The sequence below is a fragment of the Achromobacter sp. E1 genome (genome assembly GCF_037039475.1).
GTDB lineage: Bacteria > Pseudomonadota > Gammaproteobacteria > Burkholderiales > Burkholderiaceae_B > Achromobacter > Achromobacter mucicolens.
In genome coordinates this window covers 5,302,252-5,322,308 of record NZ_CP146253.1, presented here as the reverse complement: position 1 = coordinate 5,322,308, position 20,057 = coordinate 5,302,252, and the positions used below count along the sequence as shown (strand labels likewise).

The 20,057-nt window shown below is 63.6% G+C and carries 16 protein-coding genes; 8 read left to right on the top strand and 8 right to left on the bottom strand.

Annotated elements, in window-relative coordinates:
* The first annotated feature begins 30 nt into the window (after nt 1-30).
* Entirely contained in the window at nt 31-852 is an 822-nt protein-coding gene (locus V6V88_RS24575; protein WP_338616812.1) for an IclR family transcriptional regulator, read from the top strand.
* 25 nt (nt 853-877) lie between these two features.
* On the opposite strand, the gene V6V88_RS24570 is transcribed toward V6V88_RS24575, so the two are convergent.
* The 7 genes from V6V88_RS24570 to V6V88_RS24540 all read right to left on the bottom strand — a co-directional run bounded on the left by V6V88_RS24570 (nt 878) and on the right by V6V88_RS24540 (nt 11,619).
* The gene (locus V6V88_RS24570) at nt 878-1,816 is read right to left on the bottom strand and encodes a hypothetical protein (RefSeq protein WP_338616811.1); all 939 of its coding nucleotides are present in this window, start codon (nt 1,814-1,816) and stop codon (nt 878-880) included.
* A 124-nt stretch (nt 1,817-1,940) separates the two neighbouring features.
* The gene (locus V6V88_RS24565) at nt 1,941-3,020 is read right to left on the bottom strand and encodes a hypothetical protein (protein ID WP_338616809.1); all 1,080 of its coding nucleotides are present in this window, start codon (nt 3,018-3,020) and stop codon (nt 1,941-1,943) included.
* 33 nt (nt 3,021-3,053) lie between these two features.
* The gene (locus V6V88_RS24560; protein WP_223573218.1) at nt 3,054-4,283 is read right to left on the bottom strand and encodes a hypothetical protein; all 1,230 of its coding nucleotides are present in this window, start codon (nt 4,281-4,283) and stop codon (nt 3,054-3,056) included.
* Complete coding sequence (locus tag V6V88_RS24555; protein WP_338616808.1) at nt 4,168-5,157, bottom strand: hypothetical protein; 990 nt, start codon at nt 5,155-5,157, stop codon at nt 4,168-4,170. The genes V6V88_RS24560 and V6V88_RS24555 overlap by 116 nt, the downstream gene beginning before the upstream one ends.
* On the bottom strand, nt 5,157-8,012 hold the full coding sequence (locus V6V88_RS24550) for a toxin VasX (RefSeq protein ID WP_338616807.1): 2,856 nt from the start codon (nt 8,010-8,012) through the stop codon (nt 5,157-5,159). Before V6V88_RS24550 ends, V6V88_RS24555 begins: the two co-directional genes overlap by 1 nt.
* A 284-nt stretch (nt 8,013-8,296) precedes the next feature.
* Entirely contained in the window at nt 8,297-10,477 is a 2,181-nt protein-coding gene (locus tag V6V88_RS24545) for an ATP-binding protein (RefSeq protein WP_223573214.1), read from the bottom strand.
* Between the two features lie 191 nt (nt 10,478-10,668).
* Nucleotides 10,669-11,619, bottom strand: coding sequence for a LysR family transcriptional regulator (locus V6V88_RS24540; protein WP_062839860.1), 951 nt, complete (start codon nt 11,617-11,619; stop codon nt 10,669-10,671).
* 92 nt (nt 11,620-11,711) lie between these two features.
* Between V6V88_RS24540 and V6V88_RS24535 the strand changes: the two genes are divergently transcribed.
* The 7 genes from V6V88_RS24535 to V6V88_RS24505 all read left to right on the top strand — a co-directional run bounded on the left by V6V88_RS24535 (nt 11,712) and on the right by V6V88_RS24505 (nt 19,422).
* Nucleotides 11,712-13,187 carry an aldehyde dehydrogenase gene (locus tag V6V88_RS24535; RefSeq protein WP_338616806.1) on the top strand — a complete coding sequence of 492 codons (1,476 nt, stop codon included), beginning with the start codon at nt 11,712-11,714 and terminating at the stop codon, nt 13,185-13,187.
* A 6-nt stretch (nt 13,188-13,193) separates the two neighbouring features.
* Nucleotides 13,194-14,228 carry an NAD-dependent epimerase/dehydratase family protein gene (locus V6V88_RS24530; RefSeq protein ID WP_338616803.1) on the top strand — a complete coding sequence of 345 codons (1,035 nt, stop codon included), beginning with the start codon at nt 13,194-13,196 and terminating at the stop codon, nt 14,226-14,228.
* 91 nt (nt 14,229-14,319) lie between these two features.
* Complete coding sequence (locus V6V88_RS24525) at nt 14,320-15,294, top strand: tripartite tricarboxylate transporter substrate binding protein (protein ID WP_062839863.1); 975 nt, start codon at nt 14,320-14,322, stop codon at nt 15,292-15,294.
* Nucleotides 15,295-15,332: 38 nt separating this feature from the next.
* A complete protein-coding gene (locus tag V6V88_RS24520; protein ID WP_223573208.1) occupies nt 15,333-16,010 on the top strand; it encodes an RraA family protein in 678 nt (225 codons plus the stop codon).
* A complete protein-coding gene (locus V6V88_RS24515) occupies nt 16,007-16,972 on the top strand; it encodes a 2-hydroxyacid dehydrogenase (protein WP_223573206.1) in 966 nt (321 codons plus the stop codon). The genes V6V88_RS24520 and V6V88_RS24515 overlap by 4 nt, the downstream gene beginning before the upstream one ends.
* Nucleotides 16,969-18,390, top strand: coding sequence for an FAD-binding oxidoreductase (locus tag V6V88_RS24510; RefSeq protein ID WP_223573204.1), 1,422 nt, complete (start codon nt 16,969-16,971; stop codon nt 18,388-18,390). Before V6V88_RS24515 ends, V6V88_RS24510 begins: the two co-directional genes overlap by 4 nt.
* A 72-nt stretch (nt 18,391-18,462) precedes the next feature.
* A complete protein-coding gene (locus V6V88_RS24505; RefSeq protein WP_056324897.1) occupies nt 18,463-19,422 on the top strand; it encodes a tripartite tricarboxylate transporter substrate binding protein in 960 nt (319 codons plus the stop codon).
* Nucleotides 19,423-19,431: 9 nt separating this feature from the next.
* On the opposite strand, the gene V6V88_RS24500 is transcribed toward V6V88_RS24505, so the two are convergent.
* Entirely contained in the window at nt 19,432-20,055 is a 624-nt protein-coding gene (locus tag V6V88_RS24500) for a glutathione S-transferase (RefSeq protein WP_062839868.1), read from the bottom strand.
* Nucleotides 20,056-20,057: the final 2 nt, after the last annotated feature.

Here is a 20,057-nt window from a genome sequence, read left to right as displayed (position 1 = left end):
CCCGCCGCGCCGCAACGCCCTCTTCGCAACATGACCGCCACCACACTGCCACCCGAGCAATCCGCCCCGCTTGACCCCGACGCCGCCGCGCCCGCCGGCACGCAGACGCTGATGCGCGGTCTTGCCGTGGTGCAGGCCGTCGTTGATGGCGCACGCGACCTGAAGGAGATCTGCGCGCGCATTGGCGTGGCGCGCAGCACCACGCACCGGCTGGCAAGTTGTCTGGTGCAAGAGCGCTACCTGCGCGCGTTGCCGGGCGTGGGCTACGTGCTGGGCCCTAAGCTGATCGAGCTGGGATTCCAGGCGCGCGAGGCTTTTCCGCTGGCGACGCTGGCACGCCCTTATCTGGACAGCCTGGCCGAACTGACCGGCGACACGATCCACCTGGCGGTGCGCGACAACAACGACGTGCTGTATCTGGAAAAAATCCCGGGCAAGAAGGGATTGGAAATGCGTTCGCGGGTGGGCCACCGCATGCCGCTTGCCGCAACCGGCGTCGGCAAGGCGCTGTTGCTGGACGCCGACGAATCGCAATGGAAATCGCTGCATCGCGTGGGCGCGCCCGTTTCATCCCGCGCGCCGGGCGGGCAGCAGGGATGGGAGGCGTTCCGCGACCGCATGCGCGACTACGCGTCGCAGGGTTATGCGTTCGACCTGGAAGACAACGAGCCCTCGATCCGCTGCGTGGCGGCGCCGGTGCGCGATGCGTCCAGCGGCATCGTGGCCGCGATCAGCGTGTCGAGCACCGTGCCTTATATGTCGCTGGAGCGCATGCGCGAAATGGTGCCGGTAGTGCAGGGCGCGGCGGCGGGGATTTCGGCGGAGATGGGGTGGAAGGTGGAGCGGGGGTGAGGGGGGAGCGGCTTGCGGGAAGGTTCTATCTCGGACGAAGCCGCAGACCATCTTGATCGCACAGGTAAAAACCGCCGGCGAGCCGATCATAGCGGTAGAAGATGTGCTTGTTGGACGCGACGGGTGTAGTGTCGTAGGCAGAGAGGTCTGCCCCTTCGGCGCAAAGCCGCTCCACTTCGTCGGGCCATCTGAATTTGGCTGCGTGGTGAGCTGCCCAACGGTCGATCAACGGGCCGAATCCCACCCAATAAAAGAAGGGATCTCGCGGCATGCCCGAGGGCTTCTTGTACGCAGGCAGATCCGCGGTCGGCTGAATCGCCTCAAGCCCTTCTTCCATGTATCGGCGGATGAATTCGAAGCGAAGCGCCGCGGATGGAACACGCATGTCATCGAGGGCATCAAAGCGCCCGTCCAGCCACAAGACGCCGTCTTGCTCGTAGATCTTGGCCTTGTTGTTTGGAGGAGGGGGGAATCCCAATCGGAGGCCGACACGGGCGTGCATTCTTAGCCAGAAAAAAGGTTGTACAGCGCGCCAAGGTACGGAGACCACATTGCCGCTCCCATCAACCGTCTGCACCAATTGCGCTTGGCGATTAAACCGGATGCGGCCGCCCGGGCGAGTCAAAGCGGCCATCGACAGAAAGAAAAACGAACTGAACAAGAGGTACGGGAAGATCAGTGGCCAATGTTCGACATTCGTGATGACGCTAGCTGCCACCGTCACGAGACAAAAGGTGTGCCACATCGACATCATATATGTGTCGTCGAGGAGCTTGTCCTGACGGAGCTGGCTTTCAATGAAACGCTCATTGAACAAAGCGTTATCACTAATATCGTTTCCGAATTGGGCATCGCCTGGCCACATCGCCAAATTTACGGGCTCCATCTCCGCGGTGTCGCCACGCTTCTTCCATAGATTGATGCCTTCCTCAAAACTGAGCGAAGAATTGCTTTTACGGCCCATCAGTTCGTAACCTTGTAGAGGATGTCCGGATCGCCGAAGGCGCATTGTCGATAGATCCAGTCGGTATATCGTGCCAAGTGCCAGCGGAATGTGGCTGGCGAGGTGGAGATTCTCGGCTCAGGCGCTACTGGGAATTTGTGAGAGTGCGATGATCGGAATCCGGCGTGTTTGCGCCGGACAACGGCGGCAGCCGGACACCATCGCGATCGCATAAGTAAAGCCCGCCGGCGCGGCGGTCATAGCGATAGAAGATGTACTTGTTGGAGGCGACAGGTGTGGTGTCGTAGGCAGACAGGTCCGCCCCTTCGGCGCAGAGCCTCTCCACTTCGTCGGGCCATCTGAATTTGGCTGCATGGTGGGCCGCCCACCGGTCGATCAAAGGGCCGAATCCCACCCAATAGAAGAACGGATCTCGCGGCATGCCCGAGGGCTTCTTGTACGCAGGCAGATCCGCGGTCGGCTGAATCGCATCGAGACCTTCTTCCATGTACCGGCGGATGAATTCAAAGCGAAGCGCTGCAAATAGAACATGCCCGTCATCGAGGGCATCAAAGCGCCCGTCAACCCACAAGACGCCATCTTGCTCGTAGATATTGGCCTTGTTGTCGGGAGGTGGGGGGAATCCCAGCCGGAGGCCGACACGGGCGTGCATTCTCAGCCATAAAAAGGGTTGCACATCGCGCCAAGGTACGGAGACCACATTGCCGCTCCCATCGACCGTCTGCACCAATTGCGCTTGGCGATTAAACCGGATGCGGCCGCCCGGGCGAGTCAAAGCGGCCATCGACAAAAAGAAAAACGAACTGAACAACAGGTATGGGAAGGCCAGATACCATAGCGAGGCATTGGTGATGATATAAGCTGCCACCGACACGAAACAAAAGGTGTGCCACATCGACACCATATACGTGTCATCGAGGAGCTCGTCCTGACGAAGCTGGCTTTCTATGAATCGCTCGTTGAATAAAAAGCTATCACTAATATCGTTTCCGAATTGGGCATCGCCTGGCCACATCGCCAAATTTACGGGCTCCATCTCGGCGGTGTCGCCACGCTTCTTCCATAGATTGATGCCTTCCTCAAAACTGAGCGAAGAATTGCTTTTACGGCCCATCAGTTCGTAACCTTGAAGAAAATGTTCGGACCTCTGAAGGCGCAGGGTCGTTAGATCCGGACGGTATTTCGTGCCAAGCGCCAGCGGCATGTGGCTGGCGAGGTGGAATTCTCAGCCTAGGCGCTACTGGGAATTTGTGAGTGTGCGCTGATCGGAATCAGGCTTGTCTGCGCCGGACAGCGGCGGCAGCCGGACACCATCGCGATCGCACAAGTAAAGCCCGCCGGCGCGGCGGTCATAGCGATAGAAGATGTACTTGTTGGAGGCGACAGGTGTGGTGTCGTGGGCAGACAGGTCCGCCCCTTCGGCGCAAAGCCGCTCCACTTCGTCGGGCCATTGGAATTTCGCCGCGTGGTGAGCTGCCCACCGGTCGATCAACGGGCCGAATCCCACCCAATAAAAGAACGGATCTCGCGGCATGCCCGAGGGCTTCTTGTACGCAGGCAGATCCGCGGTCGGCTGAATCGCCTCGAGCCCTTCTTCCATGTATCGGCGGATGAATTCAAAGCGAAGCGCTGCGGATGGAACACGCATGTCATCGAGGGCATCAAAGCGTCCGTCAAGCCACAAGACGCCGTCTTGCTCGTAGATCTTGGCCTTGTTGTCGGGAGGTGGGGGGAATCCCAATCGGAGGCCGACACGGGCGTGCATTCTCAGCCAGAAAAAGGGCTGTACTGCGCGCCAAGGTACGGAGACCACATTGCCGCTCCCATCTACCGTCTGCACCAATTGCGCTTGGCGATTAAACCGGATGCGGCCGCCCGGGCGAGTCAAAGCGGCCATCGACAAAAAGAAAAACGAACTGAACAAGAGGTACGGGAAGACCAGAGGCCAACGTTCCACATTCGTGATGACGCTCGCTGCCACCGTCACGAGACAAAAGGTGTGCCACATCGACACCATGTATGTGTCGTCGAGGAGCTTGTCCTGATCGAGTTGGCTTTCAATGAAACGCTCATTAAATAAAGCGTTATCACTAATATCATTTCCGAATTGGGCATCGCCTGGCCACATGGCCAAATTTACGGGCTCCATCTCCGCGGTGTCGCCACGCTTCTTCCAGAGATTGATGCCTTCCTCAAAACTGAGCGAAGAATTGCTTTTACGGCCCATCAGTTCGTAACCTTGTAGAGGATGTCCGGCTCGCCGAAGGCGCATTGCCGATAGATCCAGTCGGTATTTCGTGCCAAGCGCCAGCGGCTTGTGGCTGGTGAGGTCGAAATTCTCGCCTTGGGCGCTACTGGGAGTTTGTGAGAGTGCGCTGATCGGAATCCGGCGCGTCTGCGCCGGACAGCGGCGGCAGCCGGACACCATCGCGATCGCATAAGTAAAGCCCGCCGGCGCGGCGGTCATAGCGATAGAAGATGTTCTTGTTGGAGGCGACAGGTGTGGTGTCGTAGGCAGACAGGTCCGCCCCTTCGGCGCAGAGCCTCTCCACTTCGTCGGGCCATCTGAATTTGGCTGCATGGTGGGCGTCCCACCGGTCGATCAAGGGACCAAGTCCAACCCAGTAGAAGAACGGGTCTCGCGGCAGACCAGAGGGTTTTTTATACGCAGGGAGATCGGCGGTCGGCTGAATCGCATGAAGACCTTCTTCCATGTATCGGCGTATGAACTCGAATCGCAGCGCGGCACATAGCGTATGCACCTCATCGACGGCATCAAAGCCGCCGCCAAGCCACAAGACGCCGTCTTGCTCGTAGACCTTTGCCTTGTTATCCGGCGGGGGAGGAAAGCCTAATCGAAGTTCGACGCGGGCGGGCACCTTCAGTCGGAAAAACGGTTGTACATCACGCCAGGGTACTGCCACCACGTTTCCCTTCCCATCCATCGTCTGCACCAGCTGCGCTTGACGGTTAAACCGCACGCGGCCGCCCGTTCGCGTGAGGGCTCCGAAAGACAGAAAGAATGGCGAACTGAACAACAGATACGGTATGAACAAGTACCAAAGCGCCGCGTTTGTGATGACATAAGCTGTCACTGTCACAAAGCAAAAAGTGTGCAGCATCGACAGCATATAAGTGTCATCAAGGAGCTCGTCCCGACCGAGTCGGCTTTCAATGAACCGCTCGTTGAACAAAGTTCCCTCACTAATGTCGTCCTTGAATTCCGCATCGCCCGGCCACATTGCCAGATCGACAGGCTCCATCGGCGCTGTATCGCTCCGGTTCTTCCAGATCTCAATGCCCTCCTGGAAGCTGGGCGCCGCTTTTCTCGTGCTGACCATCAGTTTTTTACCGTGAAGGAAACTTCTGGATCACTGAAGGCATTCGGCCAGTAGGTCAGCACGGTATCTCCGATGAGAGTTGCCGTCTCTACAGTGAGATACCCCACGCCGTCGACCAGCTTGACCTTGCTTGGGTCGCCGAATTCTCGTTCTTTGTTCGGATCCCCATAGCCTTGCTCCTTGCCTTGGCTGCTGAAGTTCTTGTATTGAGTAAGCGCATAGGCGCTGGCCTGCGGGAGCCAACCGGGGAGGAGGACTGTTACGGTGCGGACAGGCATGAGAGTGACCAGCACCGGTCCGATGACCGGGATGGTGGCTTTGCCGAGTTTCTCGTTGAACAGCATGTCTGACTCGATGCGGGGTTCCTGGTGAAGGCGCGTGAACTCCAGGCGTTCCTTGCTTGCTGAGTCCCACTGCGGATGATTGCCCCATAGGCAATGTTCTAGCCAGTCGCAAACCTTTTGCTCGGATTTCTGCCCTTCGACGTAGCTTGCCCACAGTGTCCGCAGGACGTCGAAGGCGACCAGTCCAACCCCAACGGGACCGGGTGGGCTGGATGAGAATTTAGTGAGGGCCGCAATCCCAAACATTTCGCCCCATTTTCCGCCAAACAAATAAGCGGCGGCGACTGCCGCTTCGCTAAACTGCATAAGGCTGTCAATGATTATGTATGTGCGAACCTTGCCCCGGGCATCAAGTTGATCGCCACCCGCCTTAAGTGCGCCCGCCAGAGCAGACACGCTCAATGCGCCGATCATCCGACGCTCTGCCAGGGTTGTTGCGACGTTTGAGACACTTGTGCCTAGTCCCTTCGCTCGGATCACGGCTCTTTGCATGGCGACATACTGCATTGCGCTCTGGAAACCATAGCCGCTGGCGACAGTGCCCGCGGCGTTATTACCTACATCCAGAAGCCTGGCGATGACATCTCCGTCGTGCTGGCCAAGCCTCTTGATAGCGGTTGAAAGGTTGACCGCGCTGCCCCACATGCCAAGCGTGCTTGCGCCCAGCTTCAGACCGTGCCAGAGGGAAATCCGCCGCTCCAAACCTCGGAAGTGTTCAATTCGTTCTGTCTCCTTAACGCTCGCCGCATGGGCCTCAAATAACGGCATCGATTCACTTATGACCGCATTGAGCTTGGTGCGTCGAAACGGCGTCAAACCCTTGACTTGCAAGGTTTGTCTCAGCGTGTTGGGGACTTCGTCCAGTAGCACTGGAGCGCTCAATGCGATACTTCCGTCCAGCACTTCAAGCATTCGTGAATAGCGGGATCCGGGGAATCTCTCTGGGGCCAGCAGTCCCTTCTTCCCTAGCAGCCCAAGCGTAATCTGGCTGATCTGTTGCGAGGCAGCGTCGGGCGGAACGGATTTGAATAGTTCCTCCAGTCCTTTCATGGCCGCGCTCGCCACTTGGTCCAAACTCAGAGACGCTGTCTTCACGACCACGTCGCTATTGTCCTGGGCGGTCGTCTGCGCGAAGGCAGGCGCGTTCACGTATTGGGCAATGGCAGGATGGCCGAGCATCGCGTAGTAAAACGCGCCAATGGGTCCGTGTTCCAGCAACTGGTCGGCCAGAGCCTGGCTGCCTTTCTCATGGTAGGCAAGGGCGAGCACGCAGCGCGCGATCGCGCCGCGCATGGCTCGAAAGCTGAAATCGTCCTCCAAGTCATAGAGGGCGAGCGAGGGCCCCCAGGAGCCCGCGCCCGCATAGTTCCACCATTTCCAGAGTGGCTCCGTCCGCTGGCTGATGGATTTCATTAGCCGGTCGCGCGCCGCGAGATCGTTTTCCAGAAACTCTTGCCGTGCGTCATCATCCAGAAACTTCCTGCGCTTGTCGCGCGCCGCATTGCCAGCCCGTTCGGCTTCGGCGACCGCACGCAGTCGCGGGTAGCCCGTTGCCGATGTCCCTCGCGAGCCACGGACTGCCAAGTCGCCGTTGTAGCTGTCTTCATACGCCTTGCGGTAAAGCGGGTCCAGCAACGAGTCGGCCGCTTTCGAAACCCAAAGTGCTCTTTGCGAATACGCGTTGTATTCGGCCCATTCGGTGATCGCTGGGGCGATCATTGCGCTCAGTTCGCTGAGCAAGCCGACTGGGTCATGAAGGACGACCGCGAACCGCGCGCTGCCGGGACCTTGCGCCATGCTCATGTCGGCCGTTGTAGGCAAGAGGCTGCCGTGCGGGTATTCAGACCAGGGGAGGTTATTTCCGTCAAGACCGACCGCTTGTTGCGAGGTGACGTCCTCCAACCGAATGGTATGTCTGACGGATGGCGCGATCTCGGGGTTGGTGTTTTCCTTGAAAGCGGTCAACCATGGCACAAGATTTACTTCCGTGGCCAGCACGCTTCGCAAGTTGTTCGTGTTGCCAAGAAAGGCGGTGAGCTTGCGGGGACTTAATAACGTGTCGGCAAACCAGATCGAGACCCGTGCAGGCTTGTGCTCGTTAGCTGGGATGTAGGGGAACGGCAGCAACTCGCCGACCAGTGCCGTGGCGCGAAACTTGGCGTCCAATTCAAGTCGTTGGAATGTAGCTGGCCCGCGTTGGCCCCCATTGGTACTGCCGTCCGTGCTGCGATAGACGAAGCATAGAATCTGTTCCCGGTTGTCCGGGTCATGGATGTAAAGGTAGCCGTCGTCATCGCGGAGCCCGCGCAAAACGTACTGGGCACCGTCCAATGCAGGGAAGCCGTTTTCGAGATTGGGATGGTTGTAGGCGTATCCGCCCTTCTCGGCGGGAGCGACGGCGTAGCGAAGTGGAAAAAATGGGATGACTTTTGCACAGTTGCGCGTTGACTGGCAGGAGTCGCTTGTAGTACTGGCGCTAAGCTCTCGCGGGGTCTTCGCAATGACAGTCAATCTAAAGCCTCCTTCGTCGATACGTGCGTGCGGCGCAGTGTGGGCCGCAGACACCGCGAGTGAGTCCTTGGCTGAGCGATTGACCGAGGCTTGTGTGTGCGTGGTCCGTCGGCTGCCAGGCAATGGCGGCAAGTATCTGACGAAGGCAGATTTTTCGACTTAGGAAATATTCGAAATTTGCAGGCGCGCGTGCGCCGGGCGTCGGCCAGTGAACGCCTTGAAAACCGTCAAGGAGGAATCTTGCAGGCTGCTCAGGACTGAAGCGCGGATTGCAATGCTTGCCCCTATCCCCGACCACCCCGCCGCTCGATCGTAGACAGCATCTCCAGCAGCACGTCCATATCCACTGGCTTGACCAGATGCGCATCGAAGCCGGCTTCCATCGACTCCCGGCGGTCCTCTTCCTGGCCCCAGCCGCTCAGCGCAAGAATCGTTGCGTGCTCGCCCCAGTCGAGGGTTCGCATGTGGCGGCAGGCCTCGTGGCCTGTCATGCCGGGCATGCCGATGTCCATGAGGATCACCTGCGGACGGACCTGGTTGCCGAGGGCAATGGCTTCTTCACCGTCGTAAGCGGCAGTGACGTCGTGGCCTTCCAGGGCAAGCACGGCGACCATTGATTCGACCGCGTCGCGGTTGTCGTCGACCACCAGCACCTTGCGCGCGATGGGCGACAGCGCGCTGGTGGATTGCTCGGGTGCGGCTGCCTGGATGCAGGTGACAGGCAGCCGGACGACGAATGTGCTGCCTTTGCCTTGGCCTTCGCTATGGGCGCGCACCGTGCCGCCATGCATTTGCACCAGGCGCTTGACGAGCATGAGGCCAATGCCCAGGCCGCCCTGCGCGCGTTCGAGAGTCCGGTCGACCTGCGTGAACATCTCGAAGATCCGGTCGAGCTGGTCGGGTGGAATGCCCGAGCCGTTGTCGCGGACCGTGACGTCGACGCTGTCCTGGCCCGGGTCGACGAAGAGCTCGATGTCGCCGCCGGGAGGCGTGTATTTGGCCGCGTTTGAGAGCAGGTTGCCGAAGACTTGCGTCAAGCGCTCGGCGTCGCCCTGCAGCGTGATCTGCGCGTCCGGCTGCACCAGTCTCAGCCGGTGCCCGTGTTGTTCCAAGGCGGGGCGGCAAGCCTCGATCGCGTGCTGCAGGACCGAGTCCAGCATGAGGGAGGTGAGGCGAAGCTCCAGCTTGCCGCGGTTGATGCGGTTGACGTCGAGCAGGTCGTCGACCAGCCTGACCAGCTGGCGCAACTGGCGGTCCATGACTTCGCGGGCGCGTGCCGTCATGGCGGGATCGCGCTCGGCGCGCTTGAGCACTTCGAGCATGTTGCGCAGGGCGGCAAGCGGATTGCGCAACTCATGCGCCAGCACCGCCAGGAATTCGTCCTTGTGCCGCCGTTCACGCGCCAGTTCCGATTCCGCGATATGACGTTCGAGCAGTTCGGCGGCCTGCCGCGCAAGCAGATCGATGTAGCGCAGCGCCTCGGGGGTGGGGCCGCCGGGCCACGTGTAATGGTTGTTGAGCATGCCGAGCAGCTGGCCGCTGCGGCTGAGCAGCGGCGTGCATTGGATCGACCGGATGTTGTCTGCCAGGATGACCTCTAGCCCCGGGGTGCCTCGCAGGTCCGTCAGTTGTTCGACGTCTGGCACGACCAGCCGTGCCAGATTCTTGGCGGCCTCGGCGCAGCTTGCTACCCAGCCGTCCTGCGCGAAATGCTCGACGAAGTGTGAGCTCAGGCCCTGGTGAACGGCGATGCGCAAGGTGTTCTTGGCGGGATCGTAGATCTGGATGTTGCCTTTCTCGGTGCCGGAAAAGTCGGCGGCCGCGGCCAGGATTTTTTTCAGAAGCGGTTCGAATTCGCCGGGGCCGACGAGTTCGGCGCTCAGCGCCTGCAGTCTGGCCAGGGCGTGGACTTCATGCCGAAGATGCGCGGCCGCGCGGTCCCGTTCGACCACGATGCTGGCTGCCAACGCGCCGAACTCCGCGACACGCTGCTCCCAGGTGCTCAACGCAGCAGCCTGAGGCAGAAACAACAGAAACCAGCCGACGGGCGCACCATCGGCAGCCTGCGCCGGTTGGGCGTGGCAGGCCCGGATACCGTGTTGCGCGCAGAGGGATTGCCAAGGCGCCGCCCACATCCCCGCGTCCTCGATATCGAGGCATCCCGTTGGCTGGTCACACCGCGCGGCAAGCGCCGGCGCAAAGAGGGCCTGATCGATCGACTGCCCGCGCAGGCCCGCGGCGAACTCGGCAGGCAATTGCGAAGAGTATCCGTCGTGCACGGTGGTGCGGCCCGCGCCGGCCAGAATGACGCAGGCGCGCGCGTCGGGAAGCAGGCGGCCGACGGCATCGGTAAGCGCCTCCAGGCATGCCTTGGCCGGCGTGCCGGACGCCGATGAAAGCAGGATCTGGCGTTGCGCTTCATGCAGCGCAGTGTGGCTTGCGGATTCTGGCGGCGGGCAAGTCAAGCAAGTCTCCTTCCTGGTGCCCCCAACGCATCAGTCATCTGGCGGGAACGATGCATGGATGGAGGCGTTTGGCCTGTGGCGCCGCGGTGTGCGCCCGAGAACGGCTTTGAATATTTACATGGATCCCGCCACGCGAGTGTTGCAATTTGTCGGTCAGCCGTCACGGATCGTCGCGCAGTTGTCGAGTTCTTTCAGGCGTCGGCGGTGATCGGGGGCAATGGCAACAGCCGCTGCTGGATGTGAGCCATCGCCGTCTCCAGTTGCTCGACCAGCGCCTGCGCGGCCGGCGACAGCGTGCGGTCGCGGCGATGCAGCACGCCGATATAGCGGCGCGCCGACGCGTCACAGAGGGGCGTGCAGAGAAGGCCAGACAGGTTCAGCTCTGGCAGCGCCAGCCGCGGCAGCACACTGACGCCGAGTCCCTGGCGCACCATGCCGGCCGCCGTGCCCATGTGCGTGACGTCATAGCGCAGCGCGGTGGTCGGCGCCCCGACCTCATCGCGCACGGCGCGGTCGAATTGTTGGCGCGCATGGGACCCCTGCGAGAGCAGGATCAGGTCGTAGCGCAGCACGTCGCGCCAGTGCAGCATCCCCGGCGCCTCGCCCAGCGGGTGGCCTGCGGGAAAGACGGCGCAAAAGCAGTCCTCGCCCAAGGGGGTGAACGTCAGGTCGGGCGCCGGCTCGGCCTGCGCGGCCACGGCGAACTCGATCTGGTTGGTGCGCAAGAGGGCGACCAGTTCGTCGTTGTGGGCCTCGACCACACGCACCTTCAGCGCCGGGTGCGCCTGGCGCAGCGTGCCGGTGGCGGCGGGCAGAAGCGTCAGAGCGGCCGAGGGCAGGGCGCCCAACGCCACATTGCCGCGCCGCACGGCAGCCAGATCCGCCAGGCTGCGGTAGGCCTCTTCGAGGTCGGCGATGGGCCGCTGCACGCGGGCATAAAAGTCCTGCCCGGCCGAGGTCAGGCTGATGCTGCGCGTGGTGCGTTCGAATAACCGCAGGCCGAGCACTTCTTCAAGGTCCTGGATCAGGGCGGTGAACGAAGGTTGCGTCACGCCGAGGTGATTGGCCGCGTGTGTGAAGGAGCCGGTGTCCACCGCGAGCAAAAAGGCCTTGAGCGGCCGGTATTTGATATTGATAGCCATCAGCTAATAATAGTGAAGAAATATCTATTTGTGTCTAATAATTGACCGGACGATGATGACGTCTACCGAAGTCCTCCGGATTCATAGACGTTATGAACGCATCGAGCCACAAGCCCTTCCGGCTGGGCGCCAACTGGCGCCAGAGCCAAGACGGCGACGCCGTCATCACCTCCATCAACCCGGCCGACGGCAGCATCGCCGGCATCGTCACGCGCGCGCTGCCGCAGGACGTTGACACCGCTGTTGCCGTCGCCTGGGACGCTTATCAAAACAAGCCCTGGCGCAAGCTGCGTCCCGACCAACGCGCCGCCACGTTGTACGAAATCGGGCGCCGCCTGTCCGCCGAGCGCGAGCCGTTGGCGCGCCTGCAGATGCTGGACAGCGGCAAACCCTACAAGGAATGCCTGAACATGGTCGACAGCGCGGCCGGGCATTTCCGCTATTACGCCGCCGTGAGCGAGACGTGGCAGAACGAGATGACGTCGCCGCGCGGGGAATACTTTTCCATGGCCTTGGCCGAGCCCTTTGGCGTGATCGCGGCCATCACGCCCTGGAACTCGCCCATCATGAACGAAGCGCAGAAGGCCGCGCCAGCGCTGGCCGCGGGCAATGCGGTGCTGATCAAGCCGTCCGAGGAAACGCCGCAACTGGCGCTGGAACTGGCCCGCATCTGCGCCGAGGCGGGACTGCCGGAAGGTCTGCTGACCGTCCTGCCCGGCCATGGCGAAGACGTGGGCGCGGCGCTGGTCAGGCATCCCGGCGTGCGCATGGTGTCGTTCACCGGGGGCACCGAAACCGGCCGCGCCATTGGCGGCATTGCGGGCCAGCGCCTAATTCCGGTCGGACTGGAACTGGGCGGCAAGTCGCCGCATATCGTCTTTGACGATGCGGACCTGGATCGCGCGGTGGCAGGCGTGGTGTCGGGCATTTTCGGGTCGGCCGGCCAGAGCTGCGTGGCCGGGTCGCGTCTGTTCGTGCAGAAGTCCATTTACGGGCGTTTCATGCAGGCGCTGGTGGAGCGCACGCGGCAGGTCCGCGTCGGCCTGCCCGACGATTCAGCCACGCAGATGGGGCCGCTGGTCTCGCGGGCGCATCGCGACAAGGTGGCGGGCTATGTGGACATTGGCCGTGCCGAGGGCGGGAAAGTCCTGGTCGGAGGCGCGGCGCCCACACAGGGCGAACTGGCCAACGGATGGTTCTACCTGCCGACCGTGATCGATGGGCTGGGCAACGGCGCCCGCGTGTGCCAGGAAGAAATCTTTGGGCCGGTGCTGGTGGCGCTGCCGTTCGAGGACGAGGACGATGTGGTCCAGCAGGCCAACGACACCGCCTTCGGCCTGGCCGCGGGCATGTGGACCGGCGACTACGCCCGCGCCTGGCGCGTGGCGCGTGAGATCGAGGCCGGCTCCATCTGGATCAACACCTACAAGCAATCGCATATCGCGACCCCGTTCGGCGGCTTCAAGGCCAGCGGCATCGGGCGCGAGAAAGGCCTGCACGGCCTGCGCCTCTATAGCCAGGTCAAGAGCCTGTACTGGGGCATGCACGACAAACCGATGGGACTTTGAGCAAACATGACGACTGAAAAGAAACAAGGCGCGGCGCTGTCCCTGGCCGACGCGCGCATCCTGATTGCCGGTGCGGCCAGCCTGGTGGGATCGCACACGGCCGATGCGCTGCTGGCGGCCGGCGTCAAGGAAGTCATCCTGCTGGATAACTTCGCGTTCGGCACGCCAGAGGCGATCGCGCATCTGCAGGACAATCCCCGCGTGAAAGTGGTGCGCGGCGACCTGATGCGCCTGCCCGATCTGCTGACCGCCACCGAGGGCGTGGACGGCGTGCTGCACCTTGCCGCCTACATGACGCTGGGTTTTGCCCAGACGCCGTGGCAGGCCGTGGACGTGAACATCCGTGGCGCGCAGAACATGCTGGAGGCCTGCCGCGCCAACAAGGTGAAGAAGATTGTCTTCGCCTCGTCCAATGCCGTGTATGGCTATGGCACCGGCATTGCGGGCGCGCTGGTCGAGAACGGCCCCTTCCATTCGGTGGGCGCGCCTCCCGCGGGCATCCTGTATGGCGCGTCCAAGATCATGGGCGAGCAGCTATGCCGCCAGTACTACCAGAAGGCCGGGCTGGACTACGTGGTGCTGCGCTACTCCACGGTCTACGGCGAACGGCAGCATTACCGCGCCGCCAATTCCCTGTACATCATGGAAACCTACGACCGCGTGCGCAAGGGCGAGCGGCCCGTGTTGCCGGGCGACGGCACGGACACCAAGCATTTCGTGCACGTCTCGGACGTGGCGCGCGCCAACGTGGCCGCCTTTGAAAGCGCCGCCACCGACGTCGCCGTGAATGTGTCGGGGCCGGAGCCCATCACCACCGGCGAACTGGTGCGGCTGGTGCTGGACTACTGCAAGAGCGACCTGCAGCCCGAAATCAAGCCGGATCCGCCCGGCACGGTGCGCCTGACGTCGGGCGGCGCCTTCCACATCCCGCATGACCTGGCCGGCCAGCATATCGGCTGGCAACCTCGGGTCGGCATGGCGGAGGGCGTGAATCGGCTGCTGGCCTGGCGCGAGGCGCAGGAGGCCGTGCAGACGCCGTAAGGAGGAATGTCGCTCACGGCGCCATAGAGCGCCGGGGCGGGCAGTACGTACTTCAGTAGTCACGATAACGACATCCACAGGAGACAGGACAATGAAGTTGCGACATTGCATTGCCGGCGTGGCCATCGGCATGGGGCTGGCATTGGGTGGGGCCGCGGCGCAGGCGGCGGGCTACCCCGACAAGCCCGTGACGCTGGTGGTGCCGTATCCAGCCGGCGGGGCCACGGACGTCATCGCGCGCCTGATCGCGGAGAAGCTGCCGGCCGCATGGGGGCAGCAGGTCATCGTCAACAACCGGCCAGGCGCGGGCACCACGGTGGCCGCCGAGCAGGTGGCGCGTTCGCCCGGCGACGGCTACACGCTCTACATGACGACGGCCGCCCACACCATCAGCGCCAGCCTGTACAAGAAGCTCAACTACGATCCCTTGAAGGATTTTGCGCCGCTGACGCTCACGTCCACGATTCCGCTGGTGCTCGTGACCTCGCCCTCGCTGCCGGTCAAGACCCTGGACGATCTGATCAAGTACGCCAAGGCCGCGCCGCAGGGGTTGAGTCTGGCATCCACCGGCAACGGCACGCCGCAGCACCTGACGGGCGAACTGTTCAAGGCCAGGACGGGAATCAAGCTGGTCCATGTGCCGTACCGCGGCGATGCGCCGATGCTGACCGACCTGATAGGCGGACAGGTGCAGATGGCCTTCGTCACGTTGTCGGCCGCGCTGCCCCATATCCAGTCGGGCAAGCTCAATGCCATCGCGTTGGCGCATCCGCGCCGTGTCGAGGCCATCGCGCAGGTCCCGACGATGGCCGAGGCGGGCATGAAGAACTTCGAGGCCGCGACCTGGTTTGGCCTTTTCGCGCCGGCCAGCATGCCGGATGCGCTACGCGAGAAGATCTACCAGGATGTCGCCCGCGTCGTGGCCACGCCCGAAATGACCAAGCGGCTGCAGGAGATGGGCGGCGATGTGAACAACAGCTCGCCTCAGCAATTCCAGGCCTTCATCAACGATGAGGCCAAGCGGTGGGCCGAGGGCGTCAAGCTCTCCGGCGCACAGATCGACTGAGCGGCCGCACGGTCGATACCGACGGGAGAACCTACTGAATGAGCGACAACGATCAAGAACTGCTGGCGCGCTGCGCCGCCATCGGCACCAGCACCTGGGCCGATGCGATGGATACGCTGGGCATTGCCGGCGTGGTGCAGGGCATTGAACGCCGGGGCGGGCAAGGCCGTATCGCTGGCTTTGCCGTCACCGCGCGCCACGTCTGGGGCGGCCTGGGAGACTTCGACCGCGCCGATTTCGCGGTGGGGCGCCTGGTGGCCGCCACAGGCCCCGGGCGCGTGCTGATGGTGGACGCCGGGGGGGCCTGCATTTCCACCTTTGGCGGCATTGCCTCGTTGGCCGCCTCGCGGCGCCAGGCAACCGCTGTCGTCATCGATGGCGCCTGCCGCGACGTCGATGAGATCCGCGCGACGGGACTGTGGCTGGCGAGCCGCCATGTCACCCCGTTGACCGGCAAGACACGCCTGCGCCTGCAGGCCATGGGCGATCCCGTCACCATCGGCGGCGTACAGGTCGCCGAGGGCGATCTTGTCGTTGGCGACGACACCGGGCTGGTCGTCGTGCCGCGCGCGCGGTTGCAGGATGTGCTGGCGGCGGCGAAGCACGCGCTGGAGGTGGATGAGCGGGTGGAGCGCGGCATTCGGGACGGCCTGTCATTCGCTGACGCCGCAGCCGCGGCCAACTACATTCCCGCCAGCGCCGGAGGCCGTGCGTGACTGCCCGCTACGAGGTGGTGCAGGTGGCATCGCTGGGCGCCGCGTTCGATGCGCGCCTGGCCGCTCATTACCGTGTCCTGCAGGCCTGGCGGGAGCCGCTGGGCCTGACGGCATTTGGCGACGAATTGGCGGGTCCGCGGGTCGCGGTGACGTCTGTCCGGCATGGGTTCACGCAGGCGATGTTCGACGCGTTGCCGAATCTGCAGGCCGTGTGCAGCTGGGGGGTGGGTTACGACACCCTGGACCTGCGCGCCGCCGCCAACCGGCGCATCGGGATCAGCGTCACCCCCGACGTGCTGGACGACTGCGTCGCCGATCTGGCGTGGGCGCTGATGCTTTCGGCGGCCCGGCGTACCGCCGTGGGCGACCGCTACGTGAAGACGGGCCAGTGGCGCGCCATCGGGCAATTTCCGGTTGCGACCCGGGTATCGGGCAAGCGGCTCGGCATCCTGGGACTTGGCCGCATCGGTGAGGCGATCGCCCGCCGGGGCGCGGGCTTCGACATGCAGGTGCGCTATCACAATCGAAGCCCCAGGCCGCAGTCGCCATACCCCTATGAAGCATCATTGGTGGACCTGGCCGCGTGGGCCGACTTTCTGGTGGTGGCCTGCGTGGGCGGGGCCGCCACGCGGCATCTGGTCAATGCGCCCGTCATTCGCGCGCTGGGCCCGCGAGGGATTCTGGTCAACATCGCTCGCGGCAGCGTGGTGGACCAGGCGGCGGCGCTGGCGGCGTTGCGCTCGGGCGAGTTGGGCGGCGCCGGCCTGGATGTGCTGGAGCAGGAACCCACCGATGCTGCCGATTTTGCCGATCTGGACCAGGTTTCCCTGATGCCGCACGCGGGCAGCGCCACGCACGAGACGCGGGCCGCGATGGCGGATCTGGTTTTCGATAATGTCGCAGCGTTCCTGCGCAGCGGCGAGCTGCTCACGCCGATCGCCGACCGGGAGATGCAGGCATGACCCCGGCGGCGCTGCGGGCGGCGTTGACGGCCTGCCTGGGCGAGGCGAACGTGCTCACGGGCGCGGATGCTCAGCCCTATTTAACCGATTGGCGCCAGGCCGTGACGGGCAGGGCCCTGGCGGTGTTGCGGCCGGGCGATACCGGCGAAGTCGCGCAAGTCGTGCGTCTGTGCGCGGCAGCCGGGGTCCCGATCGTCCCGCAAGGCGGCAACACCGGACAGGTGGCAGCCGCCACGCCGGACGTCAGCGGTTCTGCCGTGGTGCTGTCGCTGGCGCGCATGAACCGGGTGCGCGCTCTGGATCTGGACAACGACACCATCACGGTCGAAGCGGGTTGTGTGCTGCAGTCGGTGCAGGCGTCTGCGCGCCAGGCGGGCCGGCTCTTCCCGCTATCGCTGGGGGCGCAAGGAAGCTGCACCATCGGCGGCAATCTGGCCACAAACGCGGGCGGCACGCAGGTGCTGCGTTACGGGAACGCGCGCGAGCTTGCGCTGGGACTGGAAGTCGTCACCCCGCAGGGCGAGATCTGGAATGGCCTGCGCGGCCTTCGCAAGGACAACACGGGCTACGACTTGCGCGATCTGTACATCGGCAGCGAGGGCTCGCTGGGCATCATCACCGCGGCAGTGCTCAAGGTGTTTTCGTTGCCGGTCGCGCAGCGAACCGCGCTGATCGCGGTCGCCAGCCTTGAGCAGGCCCTGCAACTGCTGCAACGCGCCCGCGCGGGCTTTGGCGCCGGACTGACCGCATTTGAAGTGATGTCGGCGGCGTGCCTGCGTGACGTGGTCCAGGCTTTCCCGCAGCAGCGCCTGCCATTCGCCGATCTGCCGGCGGACGCATGGTGCGCGCTGCTGGAACTATCGGACAGCGAGGACGAAACGCACGCGCAGATGCGGCTGGAGGCCGTGCTGGCGGCCGCGCTGGAGGCCGGCGAGGCGCTGGATGCGGCAGTGTCGGTGTCCGGCGCGCAAAGCGCCGCATTCTGGCACCTGCGCGAGAGCATCACCGTGGCGCTGGCCAAGGCCAGCGCGTGTGTCAAACATGACATCTCGCTGCCCGCCTCACGCATCCCTGCCTTTGTGCGGGCCACCGACCATGCCTTGGCCACGGCGTTTCCCGGCGTGCGCATGCGCGTGTTCGGCCATCTGGGCGACGGCAACCTGCATTACAACCTGCTGCCGCCGCAGGGCGTGCCGGAATCGGCGATCCAGCGGCTCGTCCACGACCGCGTGCACGAGGCCGGCGGGTCTATCAGCGCCGAGCAGGGAATCGGCCAACGCCGGGTGCTCGACCTGGAGCGATACAAGAGTCCCGTGGAACTGGACCTGATGCGACGCATCAAGCATGCCCTGGACCCGCAAGGGCTGATGAATCCCGGCAAGGTGCTGTCCGCCTCGGCAGATCGCGCCTTGGCGTAGCGCGCCGCGACGGCGCGCACCATTTCAATGACGGCCTTCCGGCCCAATGACATAACACCTGGAGACAAGAAAATGTTGCTGATGAGCAAGACTCTCGCGCGCGCCGCGCTGTCCGTTGCCGGCCTTTGCGCCGCTTTGCCGGCATGGGCCTGGCCCGACCGGCCCATCGAACTGGTGGTCGGGTTTGCGCCCGGCGGCGGCACCGACCTGACGGCCCGTGCCTTGGCCGTCTTCCTGGAAAAGGAACTGGGCACGACCGTTGTCGTCCAGAACAAGCCGGGCGCGTCCAGCGCGATCGCCCTGTCCTACGTGGCGCGCGCCAAGCCGGACGGCTACACGCTGGCGATGACGAACATGCCGGGGCTGGTGTCGCTGCCGATCGAGCGTCAGGCGGGCTTCACCGGCGATGACTTCACGTACCTGGCCAATCTGGTCCGCGACCCCAGCGCGTTCAGCGTGGCCAGCGACAGCCCGTACAAGACCTTGCAGGCGTTGATCGCCGCCGCCAAGGAACGGCCGGATGCGGTGAGTTATGGCTCAACAGGCGTGGGCACCGACGATCATCTGGCGCTGGTGTTGTTCCAGGCGCAGACGGGCACCAAGCTCAATCACGTTCCGTACAACGGCGCGGGCCCCTTGCGCAGTTCGGTGCTGGGAGGGCATACCGTCATTGGCGGCCTGAATCTGGGCGAGGTCATGCCCTACAACGGCAAGAATATGCGGGTGTTGGCGCAGGCCAGCGAAAAGCGGTCGCCGCTGGGCCCGGATGTGCCCACGTTCAAGGAATTGGGCGTGAACCTGGTGTTTGCCTCGGAACGCGGCATCGTCGGACCCAAGGGCCTGCCGGCCGACGTGTCGGAAAAACTGCGGCAGGCGCTGGGCAAGGTGGCGGCCAATCCGGCGTTCCAGACCCAGATGAAGCAGCAGTTCACGGAAATGGACTACGTGGACGGGCCGCAGTGGCAGGAGCGCCTGAAGGGCGACGATGCGCGCCTGCGGCAGATCTGGGCCCAGACGCCCTGGGTGGAGTAGCCCGCGCGATTACCCTAGCGGCAAGGTCAGCACGCCTTGCGGGGCCGGGCGCATCATGACCCGCCGGTACCACGCCGATAGCGCGGGCGTATCGGGCCGTTCAATCGGCATGGCGAGCCATCGATGGGCGGCCGCGACCAGCGCGATGTCGCCCATCGTGAGATGACGGCCCACGATGAACTCGCGGCCTTGCAGGGCCTGGTCCAGGATCAGGGCGCGCGCGTTCGAGCGCTGGACGGATTTCTCGATGGCGGCCTTGTCGCGCTTGTCTTCGGGCGTGCGGATCAGGCCCAGAAATGCCGGCACCATGGCCGGCTGCCATTCGGTCGCCTGCCAGTCCATCCAGCGGTCGGCGTCGGCGCGCAGGCAGACATCCTCGGGCCACAGCGTGCCCACGCCGTAGCGTGCCGCCAGGTAGCGCACGATGGCATTGGACTCCCAAAGGATGAAGCCGCCGTCGTCGATGACCGGCACCAGGCGGTTGGGATTGAGCTTTGCCGCGTAATCGTCGGTGTCGACCACGCCGTAGGGGCCGCCTGCCTGGACAAAGGTGTGCGGCAGCGCCAGCTCGCGTACGGCCAGCATTACTTTTTGAACGTTGACGGATGTCAGGCGTCCCCAGATCTTCAACATAG